This window comes from Pseudoalteromonas luteoviolacea (genome assembly GCF_021654285.1).
In the GTDB taxonomy this organism is placed as follows: Bacteria; Pseudomonadota; Gammaproteobacteria; order Enterobacterales; family Alteromonadaceae; genus Pseudoalteromonas; species Pseudoalteromonas luteoviolacea_J.
Genome location: NZ_JAKFZS010000010.1, coordinates 143,084 through 158,507 on the forward strand (window position 1 = coordinate 143,084; position 15,424 = coordinate 158,507).

Below are 15,424 nucleotides of genomic sequence, written 5' to 3' on the forward strand. Positions count from 1 at the left end.
CATTATGCAATGATTTATTAAACTATGATTTAGGTTGCTCACCTATTACTTCATGACCTACTGATCTTTTCTTGTGGGAAGAAAGGATATGAAGCGACCCTTAATTCCTCGATATCCTAAATCAATTATAAAAAGAATTAAAGTTATTTTTATATCAAGAAACCGCACCTCAATTTTCAAGTTTTTTCTGAGTGGTTATTTATCGCTAGTATGCGCCCCTGCACGAAAACTTTTATCATAAAGAACCAGCGTAGGGAGGAGGAGTAACTGTGTTGCTAATAAAATACAGCTTTTAATTGGGTGCAAAAAGATTATCCATAAAGTAGTGAAGTAGCTTTTTTAAGGAATAATCTACTAAATATGCTTACTTGGTTATTTCTATTTAGTAGCACACTATTCGCAATTGACTACTTTTGCTACATGGATTTTAGAAACCTCTGTGAATTACAGCATTGCATATGGGTTCTTGATTTTTAACGACGAAAAGTAATTTATCCTTATTCACTTTGGTTGCATTATGCCCAGCTCCAGCTGCCCGACTTTACTCTGTGATTTTTTCCTCCTCTTTTCGTTAGAGGTATATCCCAGAGACCAATCAGGTTCGCTACGCGTCGGAACGACGAATAACAAACAGTTTCCATCGGATGTTTTACTATGCTGACCTTTAGTAAGCATGTTGACTTGTTTAACGGTTAAATTTGGCATTTTTTCACCTCTTGTACTCACCAGTAGTTTGAGACTAGCAGTGAAAAATACTCACCACAATACTCATCAATTGGATGAAACAGAAAGAAAAAATACGGAACGATAAAACAAAACCCCGCTATAAGGCGAGGTTTTTCATGTGGTTATGAATTTTAATGAGCGCTAGTTAAATTTATTCAATATTCTGGATCTGAATGTGTATTCTGGTTATAAAGAGTTAACATATCAAGTGGTTAGATTGTTTTGATGTTTGGATTTAGATTTTTAACCACCAATTTAACCACCATTTGAGCTATTGTAATTTCTCATATCTCTCATCAATGAGTTTCTTGATTACATCGCTAATATTCGAGTCATCCTGCTTCACCAGCCATGTTAGTCGCTCTTTAGTGCGATCTGTCATAGAAACGCTGTAGGGACGTTTACCCTTATTTTTATTTCTAAACTTCGTCTGGTTCCAGGATGCCTTCATTTTTTGGATTACCAATATTGTCTCAGCTGGTTTCATTAGCAAGTGATAATCGAAGTAGGAGACCAGTGCTTGGTATTTTTCACTAGTCATTACTGGCTGCCAGGGCAAGGTAAACTCATCTAAATTTCTTTTCAGGTACTTTATACAGGTTGTAATTTGCTCTTCACTTTTATGGTCAAGCCAATCTATAAACTTTTGGTTTTCGCTGACTTGATTACTACATTGAGCCCATAGATCGTGAATCAAATTTACCAAATAGCGCTGCCCTCTCAAGTCAACATTACTATGATGTAGTGTTTCAATTACATAGCGAAAACGAGCGTTATGGTCGACGAATTTTCGCAGTTCATCTGTCCGCGTAAAAAACCTTAAAGGCACAGGATGGTCTCTAAATTCGTTGGAATTTGGTCTTGCTTTTCTACCATAAGAACTCGATGCGACTGGTGAAAAGTTATACTTTTCTTTCTGTGCAAAACGTGAGTTTTCATTATTTGAGAAGGAAGTTGTTGAGTCAGATCCCGAGTGAAACAAAAGTAGCGTGATACAGAAACCACAGGCTCTTGGATTTTTCTTTAGGAAACGCAACTCGTCTTCCGAGATTTGATCATTGGCTTTGAACTTTGCACGGACCTCTGCAATTAGTTGCGATTTATCTTCACATTCTTCTAACTCGGATAGGTATCTGTTGAGGTGCTTATTTGCTTGTACCAAAGTATCGCAAGACTCAATAAAGCCTGTATCAATGGAATGTTGTCTGCGTATTTCTCTTGCAAGGTAAATAGCTTCACGCCAAGAGTGAGCCTGTAACATACCAGAATCATTCATTACTACTTCTCTAGTTAAAAACATAATCACGTTAGCAATAGAGTATCATTTCAATGAGAATTACTCATTAATTTAATGTCGTTTTAGTGATGATTTAATAGTGATTACATAGTAATTTATTGTTGATGAATTTAACTTTTGAAGCATTGCTTTGTATGGGGTTAATCGTAATGATGCCTTGTTTCTGTGATGTTTTTCGTTTCGTTCTTGATAACTTGAGAGTGAATTTCACGCTTTTTGTGATAGGTGGAGTGTTGTCAGAGCTGGTTTGTGACCGAGTAACAAGCCAAGTTTAAGTGACGGTATGGTTTATATATATAGGCAAAAGAGCCATCTAGGAGGGTTATACCTACCTTAAGTAGGTTAGGGATATACGGTAAAAAATCATATGAGAAGAGATTCCTGTAGATGAACAACACAGGAATCAATCTCATGAAGAAATCTACCTACCAAGGATTACCAACATTAGGTTCATCGTATGAGCTTAACAACGATCACCTAGATACGATTCGTATACCAATCGACAATGCTATCGATGAGTACCCGAGGGTTTTTGCTGTTAGGTTTGAGCTTCGTCAACCTAGAAGTGTTTTAACTGATTGCCTTAGCCGTGATGAGATCATAGGTAATGAGGCTTTAGGTATTCGACGTATCGATTTAGCTACTCGTTTTGTTCAGTCGTTCAAGGCTAAGCTTAAGGCGCATGAGCGTAAAGCTCGTAGAGAAAAAAAAAGATTTTACCCTTGTACTGTTAGATACGTATGGGTACGAGAGCGTGATACATCGGATAATGATCATTATCACTTTGTTTTGCTGTTGAACCGGGATTGTTTTTGGAGGCTGGGTAGCAGCAAAAAGGTTGGGTCTTTAGCATGGACTATCGCTAGTGCGTGGGCTAGTGCACTTAACTGTGATATTGATTATGCCAGTACGCTTGTAGATTACCCACCAAATCGATGTTATGCCCTTGAGCGAAATAGTCATGAAATTATTGAGCAGTATAAAAACTTATTCTTTAGGCTCAGTTATTTTGCCAAGTATGCCACGAAGCATTATGACGAAGGTCATCGCTGTATAGGTCGAAGCATTCGTTAGGTTCGAACCAAGGTCTTTATCCAGAAAGCAAAAAATAAAGGGGAGACAATCCCCTTATCCTTTGTGACGGTCCCTTAAGTCCCATACACGCCACTGACTCGCTTGAATGTGCGCACGAGCGTCACGTTTAAGCTGAGTCAATGTGAAGGTGTTTGAAAAGATATCACCGCTTAGACAGTGGCTACAAAACTGATGGCAATTTTCATCTAGCAGGGAATAGTCTGTCTGCACACCAAGCATAGCTTCTGCAATTTGGGCGGTAAACTCGCTGCCAACGGAACGGCCGTGAGCATTGCAACTCACGTAAATGGAAAGAGCTGTAGTATCAGCTAGGAATTGATGAATTGATACGGCTTCAATAAGACCTTTGCCATTACGATGGATGATACGTCCATTTCCCACGTAGACACCCGAATGTTCAGCATAACCAAATGCGAGATCGCAATACACTATGCAGCCTCTGACTGGGTGATTGGTTTTCCAGAATAAATTTTGGATTAAACTTTTCGATAAGTTGCCGACTAGAAAGCTTCCTATTGCGTTATATGGATTCATGTTATTTGCCCTCTAATGTTGTGATGACGAAACTCAAAAAGGCTCTGAGCTTAATGTTTATAAGGGATTAGCGGTCCCGCCCCCTTAGTAAATGACCATGCTTAAAGCTCAAGAGAAACGAAGTCCTTATCAACCTCATCTTGAGTGATACCGATATATCGAAGGGTGACGCCCTCAGATGTGTGACGAAGCATTTTCATGACACGCCCTATATCTTTTGTGGATTGATAGAGAAAGTAACCTCGGGTCTTTCTCATCGAGTGAGTACCTAACGCGATATTCAGCTCTTGGCCTACTTGCTGAAACGCCATCGATACAGCACGTCGCGTGATTGGCTGCGGTGGTTTGTTTTTCAACTGTTGGCATCGGTGGGATTGAAACAAGTAGATGTGGTCGGGATGTTGCTCTCTCAATCTAGCAATGTGCAGCTGCGCTTTGGTATTGAGCTGAATGTTGGCGAGCTTTCCGGTTTTACTCTCTCGAATAATAAGTCGGTCGCCATTAATGTCTTCAAAGCGAATCGACAACAAATCAGAAATCCTCAGTGCCAGATTTAATCCGATATGCCATATATCGGCCATTTGTGGATGACAACGAATACTCAATAGATGACCAACCATACGTATGGTGTCATCGTCTTTGATTGCTTGGACCTCAGCCATAGTCTGCTTCCTTTTTTGTCTGTAGGAGGGTGTTTTGGGAAGCACAAAGCCGACGATATTAAAGAACCCTTATACAGCAAGGGATGGAAGCTTCCCGTTTTAACAATATGGGAAGCAGCCTCGTTTTGGCTCTGTGCTGGTGGTTGTGTTGAATGTTTGTGATATGAAGTTGAGCTTGATGGGCAGTGGATAGGGTTGCTACGAGTGATGATTAACTGTACTCAACCTGAACTTGGTCGTAGGCGTTCATTTCTACATAAGCTAGAAAGTTACACTCCCACATCCCATATAGCTCGGTTGTTTCTTGCAGGTACATACCAAGCCATCCGCTGAAACGAGCGAAAGCGACGTCGTTAGCAAAATCAAAAGCCAAGTCAGGTACGAGCTCTTGTGTACCTGTTTCTACATAAACAAGGTCAGTGATTTCCATAAGAGCGATATGGTTATCTTTGACCTCCACCGTAATAGAGACCGGGTGAAAGCCTCCGTCTTTCGGATGGTAGCTTGAATCTTGAAAACGGATGGTCATTTTTCCTCGGTAATTAACATCATCAATAGAGCGTTTAACTAACTCGATAAGTTGATGTGAAGGCTTAGCTCGCTTGCACGCGAACATAGCCAGATTGGCAGCTTGATTCATAGAGACCTCTTTGAAGGTAGTTAGGATTAACGAACGGATGTGATGTTGATTGAGATTGCAGATTGCGTGGTTAGAGTGTGAGTAATGGCTTTGAGCCAGCTAGCAAGCAAGGCTTGTACTTCTGGCCGTTGTAAGTTGCACTGCTTAATCTCTGGGTGATAGAACCAACACCCTGCGAAGTTGAAATACAGGGATAACTCTTTTTGTGGAGTACCTGTGACCATCACATCAAAGGTGGCAATAAAACGTAGTTGCCAAGGTGTTTTGCTTGATGCTCGCTCCAATTGAATTTCGATTGGTTGAAAACGGCTATTCATATCTTTAGAGCGTATGTTTAACGCTACCCGTTCGACTGTATTCGGGATGACGTTTTCAGACATTAGCGCATCAAGAAAACAATGCATGGGACGAACGAGTTCTTCGTTAACACCGGAAATGGTGAATCTATTCATACCCACCCCTTTTCTGCAAATGACACACAGTCCTCACCCACAACGATGTGGTCCAATACTCGGATATCTACCAGCTTTAGTGCATCCACTAGACGCTGTGTAATACGCCTATCTGCTTGAGAGGGCTCCGCAATACCTGAAGGGTGGTTGTGAGCAAAAACTACCGCGGCGGCGTTGTGGTTTAGCGCTGCCTTGACCACCTCGCGTGGGTAGATAGAAGCAGCATCAATAGTGCCAAAGAACAATTCTTCAAATTCTATTAACTGATGTTGATTATCAAGAAACATCACAGCAAACACTTCGCGGTCGTGAGCCCCTAACTTGAGCTTTAAGAACTCTTTTACATTGGTTGGGTTAGTGAACGTGCCCTCTCGTTTGTATTTTGCAGCCAGTGCTTCGGCTGCACGTTCTAGCAGTTCATTTAACTTTGAAGTTTTGAATGGGTAATCGTGTTGGTTGTTGGAGTTACGCATAAGAGCTCCTTAGATCATCTGTTTGGTTATGCGTACTGATGAAATATATCTGAAAGGACTTTAAATCGGCTTGCTAGGGATGGAGGATAGAAAGCAATCGCTCTCAGAGGCAGGTAAAAAATAACTTACTTGTCGTTGTTATGTACCAATCGTAATTAAGCGACGAATGAACAATCAACACAATTGGCTGGTGCAAAGGGTGTATCGGCTTTTTAGTCTCTGGAGAGTATGACAATGAGTATAGAAATTTATGTAGAAGCGGCCATGGTGCGGAAGCAAAGAGGTCGCCTTGTTGGTGGTATTGCGTACACAGCGCTCGATGCTAATGGATGTATTGATGATGAAGATTGGGAGCCTGTTGACTATGTCGCTGACCAGGCTTACCTAGATCTGTCAGCGCTTGCTTTTGGGTTAGAGCATGCGAGAGATAGCGATATTATTTATTCAAGCAGCGATTATTGTGTCAAGGGTTTTAATGAGTGGTTAGGTGGTTGGAAGCGACGAGACTGGCGCAAGGTAAATAAAGAAACGATAGCTAATGCAGACCTTTGGCGGTTGGTTGATGAAAGAAGCAAAGATAAGAGTGTTGAGGTGAGAAAAGTCGCAGCTTGTTCAGCAGGAAAAGATGCCGCTTATAGATACGCTCTCGCGGTGGCGAACCGTCAGTTGTAATGATAATGAATCACTTGCTGGCACTGCCAGCAAGTGATTCATATGTGTGTGCTCTTATGAAGAGGTATGTTTAGCTACCCCATCCCCATCCCCGTAGGCGAGCTAAGGAAAAGTAAAAAATAACGCTGTGGCCTTTGTTATGAGTTGAACTACATAACAAGGTTTCAAAATGAAATTTCTTAAACTACAACAAGTAATGGACAAAACTACACTGTGTCGTAGCAGCATTTACAACCTGATTAAGGCTGGTGAATTTCCTAAGAATGTAACCGTGATGGGTAAGCGCAAGGCTTGGCTGGAAAGTGAGGTAGAAGATTGGATGATAGAGAAGTTGCAAGCAGCAGAGCTCGATTAAGATTGCATAATAAGTATATAAAACAACAGTCACATAAACACATATCTACACATTGTCCATTCCTTAATTTTCCCATATTCTCTCATATCAACTTTGATGACTAAACCAATATGAGATTGCACTTTGAATGGTTGACCAAATCCTAACGCTTAAAGAAGTAGCGGCTTATCTAAAGTTAGCCGAGAAAACAGCATACAGATTAGCAAGCGAAGGCAAGCTACCAGGCTTTAAGGTCGGTGGTTCATGGCGCTTTAAGCGAGAAGATTTAGAAGCTTGGATAGAAAAGCAAAAGGACAACGGATGATCCCCAATTACCAAGAGTTTATGCGCCCATTCCTTGAAGTGATAAAGTCAGCCAATGGGAAAGAAGTAAAGCTTAGGGATGTGATTAATCAGTTAGCACAACGGTTCAATCTCTCAGACGAAGATCGGGAAGAGCGATTGCCGAGCGGTAAACAAACCATCCTTGACAACCGTATTGGCTGGGCACGCACTTACCTTACTAAAGCAGGTTTGCTTGAAGCTACTAAGCGAGCACACTTCATTATTACAGATAGAGGCATTCAAGCGCTGCAAGATAAAGATGCGGTTATCAATAATCAATACTTAAAGCAGTTTGATGAATTTGTTGCGTTCAAAGAGCAGAAAAATGACTCTTTAAGTTCGCAAACAGCCTCTACTGAAGTAATTGAAGATACAGTAGATGAAATCACTCCAGATGAAGTGTTAAGAGCTGCGTATAAACAAATAAATGACGCCTTGGCCTCAGATATCTTATCCCGAACCCGTAAAGTATCCCCAGCTTTCTTTGAGCAATTACTTATCGATCTGCTACTAGCAATGGGCTATGGGGGTAGCGATGAGGGAATGGCCCATACGCTTGGGAAGAGCGGTGATAACGGAGTCGATGGCGTGATTAATCAAGACCCACTTGGCGTTGATCAGGTTTACATTCAAGCCAAGCGTTATGCTGATGGTAATAACGTTGGGGCAGGTGAAATTCGAGACTTCTTTGGTGCGCTTAGTCTGAAGAAAGCACAAAAAGGCATTTTCATCACTACATCCGAGTTTACTTCTTCAGCCATACAAACAGCTAAAGATTTGGGGATGCGCATAGTGCTTATTAATGGTAAAGAGTTGGCTAAGTTGATGTTGCGATACAACATTGGCAGCCGTGATGAAGATGTATTGCATTTGAAAAAAATTGACGAAGAGTTTTTCGAAAGTTAATCAATGAAACAAAGCTTGGAATTAGATTATGGATATTGACGGACTAAAACCGGAAACGCAGGCGCGCTTATCAATTGATGAGCAATTGAAGGCCTCTGGCTGGAAAATACAGACCTGGCCCAAGGTGAATCTTGGCGAAGGCTTGGGCGTAGCGGTCCGCGAGTATCCAATTGACAGTGGGAAAGGGCAATATACAGATAGTGCCGATTATTTGTTATTCGTTAACCGTTTAGCTGTTGGTGTTATCGAAGCAAAAAAAGATGAAACAATTCTTTCACAGGTGGAAGAGCAAACGCTTCGTTATGCCACTAGCAAAATCAAGTTCCGAAAAGAAGAAACGCCTTTATCGTTTCTATTTGAAGCAACAAGCCAAGTTATTCATTTTACAGATTTGCGAGATCCGGCCCCGAGAGCTCGAGAACTATTCCATTTCTTTAAGCCGGAAACATTACAAGCGTGGTCCAAGCAAGAACACTCTTTACGTAACAGCTTAAAGAACTCTATGCCAGAACTAGAGAAAGCAACTCTTCGCGATTGTCAGGTGAGTGCTATTTCCGGGCTCGAGAAATCGCTAGCTGAAAATAGACCGCGTTCGCTGATACACATGGCAACAGGTGCGGGTAAAACCTTTACCGCTATTAATGCGGTCTACCGTTTGCTTAATCATGGTGGGGCGAAACGTATACTCTTTCTGGTAGACACTAGAAACTTAGGTAAACAAGCACAACAAGAGTTCCATGCGTTTAAACCGCAAGGTAAACAAACCTTTTTCCATGAGAATCACATTGTTCAACGCTTAAATAGCAGCACCATAGACGATGCGGCTGAAGTGTGTATTTGTACCATTCAACGCATGTACTCTATCTTGAGTGGCAAGCCGATAGATGAAAGTGCTGAAGATGTATCTCTACATGAAATTAAACAAAATCAACAACAGGGAAAGTTGGTTAAGTACAACCCAGCAGTACCTATCGAAACCTTTGATTTCATCATCGTTGATGAGTGCCACCGATCGATTTACAACTTGTGGAAGCAGGTACTCGATTACTTTGATGCTTTCACCATTGGTTTAACTGCCACACCAGATAAGCGTACTTTTGGTTTCTTTAATGAAAACATTGTTGCTGAATACAGCTATGAGGATTCGGTGCTTGATGGCGTAAATGTTGGCTACGACGTTTATGAGATAGAAACAGCAATTGGTAACAAAGGTGCTGAGCTAAAAGCTAAAGAGTGGCTAGATCATCGTGATAAACTCACCCGTACAAAACGTTGGGCGCAGGCTGAAGAAGATAGCAATTACACCAGCAAAGACCTTGACCGTTCGGTGGTCAATACAAGCCAAATTCGCCAAGTCATAAAAGCGATGAAAAGGGCGGTTGAAACAGAGATATTTCCCAATCGCAAAGAAGTACCGAAAACACTGATCTTTGCCAAGACAGACAGCCATGCTGATGACATCATTCAGGTTGTCCGTGAAGAATATGGCCAAGGAAACGAATTCTGCAAAAAGGTAACCTATAGCGCGAAAGACCCTGATGGTATTCTTAATGACTTTCGTAACGACTTTAACCCAAGGATCACGGTTACCGTTGATATGATTGCAACGGGAACTGATGTAAAGCCACTCGAAATCTTGCTCTTTATGCGAGACGTGCGCAGCAAAGGCTATTACGAGCAAATGAAAGGGCGTGGTGTACGTAGTTTGAGCTATGAGGATTTACATAATGTCAGTAAAAGCGCTACTACCGATAAGGACCGTTTTGTTCTTATTGACGCCGTTGGGGTGGAGAAATCTCTAAAAACAGAGAGTAGATCGTTAGAAAAAGCTCCTAATCTGTCAATGAAAGACTTATTACAAGGTGTGGCGATGGGGCATAGAGACGATGACACCATCCAAAGTTTGGCCAGTCGTTTAACGCGGTTAGCTAAACAGCTCGATAAACGGGGTTTAGATAAAGTAGAAAAGATCGCAGGTAAACCATTACCACAACTAGCTAGAGAATTACTCACTGCGATTGACCCTGATGCTATCACTAAACAAGCATTAACCAATGCGAAAAAGGCAGGGATCACACGTAGTGAAGAAACCCTAACCGATAGCGAGCGTCAAACAGCGAAAGAGCAACTTGTCGACCAAGCTTGCCAAAGTTTTGATAATCCAGAAACACGTGATGTGATTGAATCAGCTCGCCGTAACCGCGAACAGCTTATTGATCACATCAATCTAGATACCGTCACGTATTCTGGTTATAGCAGCCAAGCCGCGGATGATGCTGAAAAGATGATTCAAACCTTTAAAGACTTTATCAAACAACATAAAGACGATATCCAGGCATTAAGTTTCTTCTACCAGCAACCTTATCAACGTAGAGGGTTAACATTCGCTATGCTAGAAGAATTGCACCAAGCGTTAAACAAGCCACCATTGCTACTTACAACGGAAAAGCTCTGGACTGCCTACGAGCGATTTAATCAAAGCGATGGTAATAACAAGAAGAATACAAACACGCGACGACAACTAACCGATATAATATCACTAATCAGGTTTGCCATCGGCTTAGATACAGAGTTGAAACCTTTTGCTGAACAGGTTGATGCTAAGTTTAAAAAATGGATCTTCCGTCACAATGCCCAACGATCCACTGCCTTTACCGAGCAACAGACTCAGTGGTTACGTTTGATTAAAGACCATATTTCCGTCAGCTGTTTTATAGAACGTGATGACTTTGACTACAGCCCTTTTTCCGATCACGGTGGCTTACAAAAAGCGTGGGGTTTATTCTCCGTTAGTAATGAGAACAACGGCGACAGAAACGAATTAGATAGCCTATTGGCTGAATTGAATCAGGAATTAATTGCGTGAGTGAAATAGATAATTTGCCCCAAGGGTGGGAGCAGTCAAAGATTGGCGAAGTATGTGAGCCATCTCAATACGGCTACACAGCTAAAGCAGGTGCTCATGGCAATTACCATTACCTTCGTACCACTGATATTACAAAAAAAGAGCTAAACTGGGAAAACGTACCGTTTTGTGAAATTTCAGACGAGGATGCTAAAAAGTATCTTTTAAAAGATAATGATGTAGTTATCTCACGCGCTGGTTCAATCGGCTATTCATATTTAATATCAAAAGCTGAAAAGTCCGTTTTTGCATCATATCTAATAAGATTTCGTCCCTTATTAAATCCAAAGTACTTCAGGTATTTTTTAGACTCTCAGCAGTATTGGAATGCTATCTCAGAGGGAAGCTCGGGAATTGCTGTTCAAAACGTGAACGCTAAAACACTTTCTCTTATTGATTTACCAATTGCTCCAGAAAAGGAACAAAGCCGAATTGTCGAAAAGTTAGATGAGACATTTTCGGAACTCGACTCTGGAGTAAAAGAGCTTGAATCAGCGAAAATAAAACTTACTCAATACCGTCAATCATTACTAAAAAGTGCCGTTGAAGGCTCGCTTACACAAAAATGGCGAGAAGTTAACAGCGGAAGTATTAAGGAAACTGGAGCTCAACTATTAGAGCGAATCCTTACCGAACGTCGTGAACGTTGGGAACAACAAAAACTGGCAGAGTTTAAAGCTAAAGAGAAAAAGCCACCTAAAAACTGGCAAGCTAAATACCCTGAGCCGACAAGTCCGGAAGTCGAAGGTTTACCAGAGTTACCAGATGGCTGGGTGTGGGCAAGTTTGGATATGATCATTAATAATGTAGAAGCTGGCAAAAGCTTCAAATGTTTGGAACGACCACCTGAGAGCGGTGAGTATGGTGTGGTTAAAGTAAGCGCTGTGACTTGGGGGGAGTATGATGAACAAGAAAGTAAAACGTGTACACGCTCCGACCTAGAGAACGATAATATTCTTATCGAAGAAGACGACTTTTTATTTTCTAGAGCGAATACCACTGAGCTTGTAGGCGCATGTGTAATTGCAAAGCATGTTACGAAAAAGGTAATGCTTAGCGATAAAATACTCAGACTACAATTCGTTGAAGACAAGTTGAAGTTTTGGCTCCTTCAATTCATGCGAGGAGAGCTTGGGCGTACTCAGATAGAGCATGCCGCTACAGGTAACCAGGCTTCAATGAAAAACGTTGCTCAGGGAAAACTTCTTAAATTCGCAGTGCCGTTACCTCCTTTAAGTGAAGTGGAAGAAGTACAAAGTAATTTAACTAGTGCTTTTCAATATATAACTAACAGCACCTCTGAAGCAGACATAACGTTGAAGTTTTTAAATGCTCAGCGTAAAAATATACTTAAATCAGCTTTTTCAGGACAACTAGTACCTCAAGATCCTGCTGATGAACCTGCTTCTACATTACTCGAAAAAATAAAAATAGAGCGTGAAGAGCTTGCAAGAATAGCCAAACCTAAACGAACGAAGAAAGTGCAAACTATGAAAAAAATCACTAGAGATAACGTTGCTAAGTGGGTAAGTGAATATAAAGAAAGCAGCTTTACCTTTGAAGAATTACAAAAATCCTTTCAAGGTGATTATGATCAGTTAAAAGATTGCATATTTGACATGTTAAGTGAAGACAAGCCGGTAATTATCCAGGTGTTTGATCAGGAAATTGATTCAATTAAATTCGTAAAGGAAGGCAAATGAAACTCGTTAGGCTGAAAATTATAGATGCTGATACTTGTGGTGGTTTGTTAAATAACGTTGAAATAAATTTCCGAAATAGCGAGATTGAAACGGATAGATTTTCACCATTATGTTTGATTGGCCCAAATGGTACAGGTAAATCACAAGTATTACAGATTATTGCTGAGATATTTCAAGCTGTATTTTCTGAGTTTCTACCAGAGGAAGAGCAAGGCACAGCAAACAAGCAGATCCAGTTTGAACTCGAATATTTTATTGCTGATAGCAAGGAAAAGATCCATCTGGTAAAGATACAAAGGCGTAAAGTTGGTAAAAAATTACCTGAAATTGCAGTTGAAGAGCTTATTGATGCTAAATGGGAATTAATTTCTGACCAATCTAAAGTAGTGAGCTTATTGCCTTCGAAGATTATAGGTTATACATCTGGCGACAATGAAACCTTAAGTATTCCTTTTTTTGTAAGTAGGGCTGGCTATGCAAATCAAGTAAGAACTAATGCTACTAAAGATGAACTAAAATCGAAACCAATCCTAGACTCTAGAATGCTATTGATCGATTACAGTACCAACTTGGAAGTTTTAGTAGCTAACTTACTCCTAAATCCAACTAATGTTAGACAAAGCTTAACTGAGAAGTCTAACTTGGAAAAGCTGAGATCATTTCGTTGCGTTATTCAAAGAAAACATACGGCTGCTCCCAGTGGTGGTGTGCAATTAACGGATGAATTAGATAGTTATATTGAGTACTTGAAGCGTTGTGCAACTTGTTTTATCTATGATGAACAAACATGGTCATGGACGTTTGACTTCTATGTTCAGAATGCGACTAACACAGCTTTTAAACATTACTGGAAAGGAGGGGCTTTAGAGCTATATTCTTGTTTTCATAAATTAGCAATGTTGAATGATCTCATTATTCCAGCGAAAGATAGAGCGGCATATGTAAAAGGCGTAGAACAGAGACGATTTGCGTCTAGGTTACCAGAACCGATGGAGCGCGAAAAAGTTTTTCGGTTTGAGCGTGTTGAGTTTATTTCACAGAAGAGTAATAAGCCTGTTGACTATGTTTCTCTTTCAGACGGAGAGCACCAATTTGCACAACTATTAGGGACACTATGCATGGCATCATTCCCTAATGTATTGTTTCTACTAGATGAACCGGAAAGCCATTTTAATCCTAAATGGAGAGTCGAATTCATATCGAACATAATGAACTTACCGACCGCCAGCAAAGAGAAGTGTAAGAATGAAGGAAAGCGTTCTGAAAATTCATTAGCGTCTATGCAAGACTGCCTGATAACTACGCACTCTCCATTTGTTCCTTCAGATATGGATAGAAAAAACGTAATAATATTTAGTAAGAATGATAAAGGAGTAATTGAATCACGACCTCCGAGAATTCAGACGTTTGGCAGTAAATTTGATGCGATTCTTGCTGAGTGTTTTGATATTTCACCACAAATATCAGGGGTGCCAAGAGATCAAATTAAAGAGTTAATGGCAAGTGGTACAAAACAAGACCTCCAAGAAGCAGTAGCGAATTTAGGCGAATCACCAGAACGAATGAAATTAGCAGCAAAATTAGCATTAATTTCTAGTGAGGATAGTTAATGTTTGTTAATTACCCGGTTGATGCAGCACTAGATAATAATTTTGTTCATGAAAGTATTTACGAAGCGATTGCTCTTATTTTTGATAATCTTAATAGGGGAGCCGTAGTACCTGATTGGCCATTAATATTACCTGAAAGGCATAGAGCAAAATTAAGCTCTCGAAGAAAACTGCGTGACTTGCTAGTAGAATTAAAAAATATTGCAGCCCAACAAACAGAGGCGCGACGAAGTGCAGTATTGGCCTTTATTAATACTCAAAATAGCATTGATGAGTTATTAAGCGGAGCTATAGTACCACCAGCTGTAACAGATGATGAACGGCCATTTATCGATTGCTTACAAAGAGTATTTATAGAAGGGTTTAGTTTGTTAACAAAGACTAAATCTAGAGATACGCATTACAAAGCTATTTATGACTCTTTGACTAACAAAACTTGTCCTTTTTGTGGGTATGAACCTTTCGAAGCTCCAGGATTAAAAAGGGAAGATGAAGATCATTATTTGTTAAAAGATATTTATGTAACTTCTGCTGCAAATCTATTCAACTTAGTTCCTATGGGAGGGAAGTGCAATAAAAGTTATAAACTTCAGCAAGATATAATTGTTAAAAACAATGCTGGGAGAAAAGCTTTAAATCCCTATGGAAACGTCAAAGCGGAGATTTGCCTGAGTAGAACACCGGTTATAACACTGCTTGATGAGAAGCCTGATTGGATTATCTCGATTTCGCCAGATATAGAAGAAACTAGAACGTGGAATGAGGTTTTTTCGGTAGAAAAGCGTCTCAAGGAAACCGTCTTATCATCTAACTACCAGCAAGTCCTAGGTGAGATCGGCGGATACTTAGCGTCCCTGGATCTAAATAAAAATAGTACAAATGCTGAAATTTTAGTCGGGTTAAGAAAGTATGAGGCTTTGAAAAGGGATTACCCACCGCAAGGCTTAGGCTTCCTTACAGATAAGGTGGCCAAAATGATTAATCATTACTTCGAAGCAGAAAACCCACTTGTGTTAGCATTAATTAAAGATGGCTTGCCAGTAGCTCAAGAAGAGCAAGTCGCATAGTTT

General features: G+C 40.5%; 15 protein-coding genes. 9 read left to right on the top strand and 6 right to left on the bottom strand.

Annotation, left to right across the window (positions count from 1 at the left end; all coding sequences use genetic code 11):
- Window positions 1-997: 997 nt before the first annotated feature.
- Window positions 998-2,002 carry a hypothetical protein gene (locus L1077_RS11595; RefSeq protein WP_237136993.1) on the bottom strand — a complete coding sequence of 335 codons (1,005 nt, stop codon included), beginning with the start codon at window positions 2,000-2,002 and terminating at the stop codon, window positions 998-1,000.
- Window positions 2,003-2,434: 432 nt separating this feature from the next.
- On the opposite strand from L1077_RS11595, the gene L1077_RS11600 reads away from it, so the two are divergent.
- Complete coding sequence (locus L1077_RS11600; RefSeq protein WP_237136994.1) at window positions 2,435-3,097, top strand: inovirus Gp2 family protein; 663 nt, start codon at window positions 2,435-2,437, stop codon at window positions 3,095-3,097.
- A gap of 54 nt (window positions 3,098-3,151) precedes the next feature.
- Here the strand turns inward: L1077_RS11600 and L1077_RS11605 are convergent, their stop codons facing one another.
- The 5 genes from L1077_RS11605 to radC all read right to left on the bottom strand — a co-directional run bounded on the left by L1077_RS11605 (window position 3,152) and on the right by radC (window position 5,879).
- A complete protein-coding gene (locus L1077_RS11605) occupies window positions 3,152-3,652 on the bottom strand; it encodes a lecithin retinol acyltransferase family protein (RefSeq protein WP_237136995.1) in 501 nt (166 codons plus the stop codon).
- Window positions 3,653-3,753: 101 nt separating this feature from the next.
- Window positions 3,754-4,314: a tyrosine-type recombinase/integrase gene (locus L1077_RS11610; RefSeq protein ID WP_237136996.1), complete on the bottom strand. Its 561-nt coding sequence runs from the start codon at window positions 4,312-4,314 to the stop codon at window positions 3,754-3,756.
- 211 nt (window positions 4,315-4,525) lie between these two features.
- On the bottom strand, window positions 4,526-4,930 hold the full coding sequence (locus L1077_RS11615) for a DUF2787 family protein (RefSeq protein WP_237136997.1): 405 nt from the start codon (window positions 4,928-4,930) through the stop codon (window positions 4,526-4,528).
- Between the two features lie 50 nt (window positions 4,931-4,980).
- Complete coding sequence (locus L1077_RS11620; RefSeq protein ID WP_237136998.1) at window positions 4,981-5,406, bottom strand: DUF2787 family protein; 426 nt, start codon at window positions 5,404-5,406, stop codon at window positions 4,981-4,983.
- The gene (gene radC / locus L1077_RS11625) at window positions 5,403-5,879 is read right to left on the bottom strand and encodes a RadC family protein (RefSeq protein WP_237136999.1); all 477 of its coding nucleotides are present in this window, start codon (window positions 5,877-5,879) and stop codon (window positions 5,403-5,405) included. The genes L1077_RS11620 and radC overlap by 4 nt, the downstream gene beginning before the upstream one ends.
- 234 nt (window positions 5,880-6,113) lie before the next feature.
- Here radC and L1077_RS11630 point away from each other — a divergent pair, with 234 nt between their 5' ends.
- The 8 genes from L1077_RS11630 to L1077_RS11665 all read left to right on the top strand — a co-directional run bounded on the left by L1077_RS11630 (window position 6,114) and on the right by L1077_RS11665 (window position 15,421).
- Window positions 6,114-6,551, top strand: coding sequence for an RNase H family protein (locus L1077_RS11630; RefSeq protein ID WP_237137000.1), 438 nt, complete (start codon window positions 6,114-6,116; stop codon window positions 6,549-6,551).
- Window positions 6,552-6,720: 169 nt separating this feature from the next.
- Window positions 6,721-6,906, top strand: coding sequence for an AlpA family phage regulatory protein (locus tag L1077_RS11635; RefSeq protein WP_016788474.1), 186 nt, complete (start codon window positions 6,721-6,723; stop codon window positions 6,904-6,906).
- Between the two features lie 127 nt (window positions 6,907-7,033).
- A complete protein-coding gene (mads1, locus tag L1077_RS11640; protein WP_016788473.1) occupies window positions 7,034-7,210 on the top strand; it encodes a methylation-associated defense system helix-turn-helix domain-containing protein MAD1 in 177 nt (58 codons plus the stop codon).
- Complete coding sequence (locus L1077_RS11645) at window positions 7,207-8,136, top strand: restriction endonuclease (protein ID WP_222717186.1); 930 nt, start codon at window positions 7,207-7,209, stop codon at window positions 8,134-8,136. The genes mads1 and L1077_RS11645 overlap by 4 nt, the downstream gene beginning before the upstream one ends.
- A gap of 28 nt (window positions 8,137-8,164) precedes the next feature.
- Complete coding sequence (locus L1077_RS11650; RefSeq protein WP_237137001.1) at window positions 8,165-11,002, top strand: type I restriction endonuclease subunit R; 2,838 nt, start codon at window positions 8,165-8,167, stop codon at window positions 11,000-11,002.
- Complete coding sequence (locus L1077_RS11655; RefSeq protein ID WP_237137002.1) at window positions 10,999-12,744, top strand: restriction endonuclease subunit S; 1,746 nt, start codon at window positions 10,999-11,001, stop codon at window positions 12,742-12,744. The genes L1077_RS11650 and L1077_RS11655 overlap by 4 nt, the downstream gene beginning before the upstream one ends.
- A complete protein-coding gene (locus L1077_RS11660; RefSeq protein ID WP_237137003.1) occupies window positions 12,741-14,354 on the top strand; it encodes a restriction system-associated AAA family ATPase in 1,614 nt (537 codons plus the stop codon). The genes L1077_RS11655 and L1077_RS11660 overlap by 4 nt, the downstream gene beginning before the upstream one ends.
- Complete coding sequence (locus L1077_RS11665; RefSeq protein ID WP_237137004.1) at window positions 14,354-15,421, top strand: hypothetical protein; 1,068 nt, start codon at window positions 14,354-14,356, stop codon at window positions 15,419-15,421. Before L1077_RS11660 ends, L1077_RS11665 begins: the two co-directional genes overlap by 1 nt.
- Window positions 15,422-15,424 lie beyond the last annotated feature (3 nt).

Coding starts and splice junctions, on each gene's coding strand:
- L1077_RS11595 (WP_237136993.1), bottom strand. CDS start 2,002: ATGAATGATTCTGGTATGTTACAGGCTCACTCTTGGCGTGAAGCTATT.
- L1077_RS11600 (WP_237136994.1), top strand. CDS start 2,435: ATGAAGAAATCTACCTACCAAGGATTACCAACATTAGGTTCATCGTAT.
- L1077_RS11605 (WP_237136995.1), bottom strand. CDS start 3,652: ATGAATCCATATAACGCAATAGGAAGCTTTCTAGTCGGCAACTTATCG.
- L1077_RS11610 (WP_237136996.1), bottom strand. CDS start 4,314: ATGGCTGAGGTCCAAGCAATCAAAGACGATGACACCATACGTATGGTT.
- L1077_RS11615 (WP_237136997.1), bottom strand. CDS start 4,930: ATGTTCGCGTGCAAGCGAGCTAAGCCTTCACATCAACTTATCGAGTTA.
- L1077_RS11620 (WP_237136998.1), bottom strand. CDS start 5,406: ATGAATAGATTCACCATTTCCGGTGTTAACGAAGAACTCGTTCGTCCC.
- radC (WP_237136999.1), bottom strand. CDS start 5,879: ATGCGTAACTCCAACAACCAACACGATTACCCATTCAAAACTTCAAAG.
- L1077_RS11630 (WP_237137000.1), top strand. CDS start 6,114: ATGAGTATAGAAATTTATGTAGAAGCGGCCATGGTGCGGAAGCAAAGA.
- L1077_RS11635 (WP_016788474.1), top strand. CDS start 6,721: ATGAAATTTCTTAAACTACAACAAGTAATGGACAAAACTACACTGTGT.
- mads1 (WP_016788473.1), top strand. CDS start 7,034: ATGGTTGACCAAATCCTAACGCTTAAAGAAGTAGCGGCTTATCTAAAG.
- L1077_RS11645 (WP_222717186.1), top strand. CDS start 7,207: ATGATCCCCAATTACCAAGAGTTTATGCGCCCATTCCTTGAAGTGATA.
- L1077_RS11650 (WP_237137001.1), top strand. CDS start 8,165: ATGGATATTGACGGACTAAAACCGGAAACGCAGGCGCGCTTATCAATT.
- L1077_RS11660 (WP_237137003.1), top strand. CDS start 12,741: ATGAAACTCGTTAGGCTGAAAATTATAGATGCTGATACTTGTGGTGGT.
- L1077_RS11665 (WP_237137004.1), top strand. CDS start 14,354: ATGTTTGTTAATTACCCGGTTGATGCAGCACTAGATAATAATTTTGTT.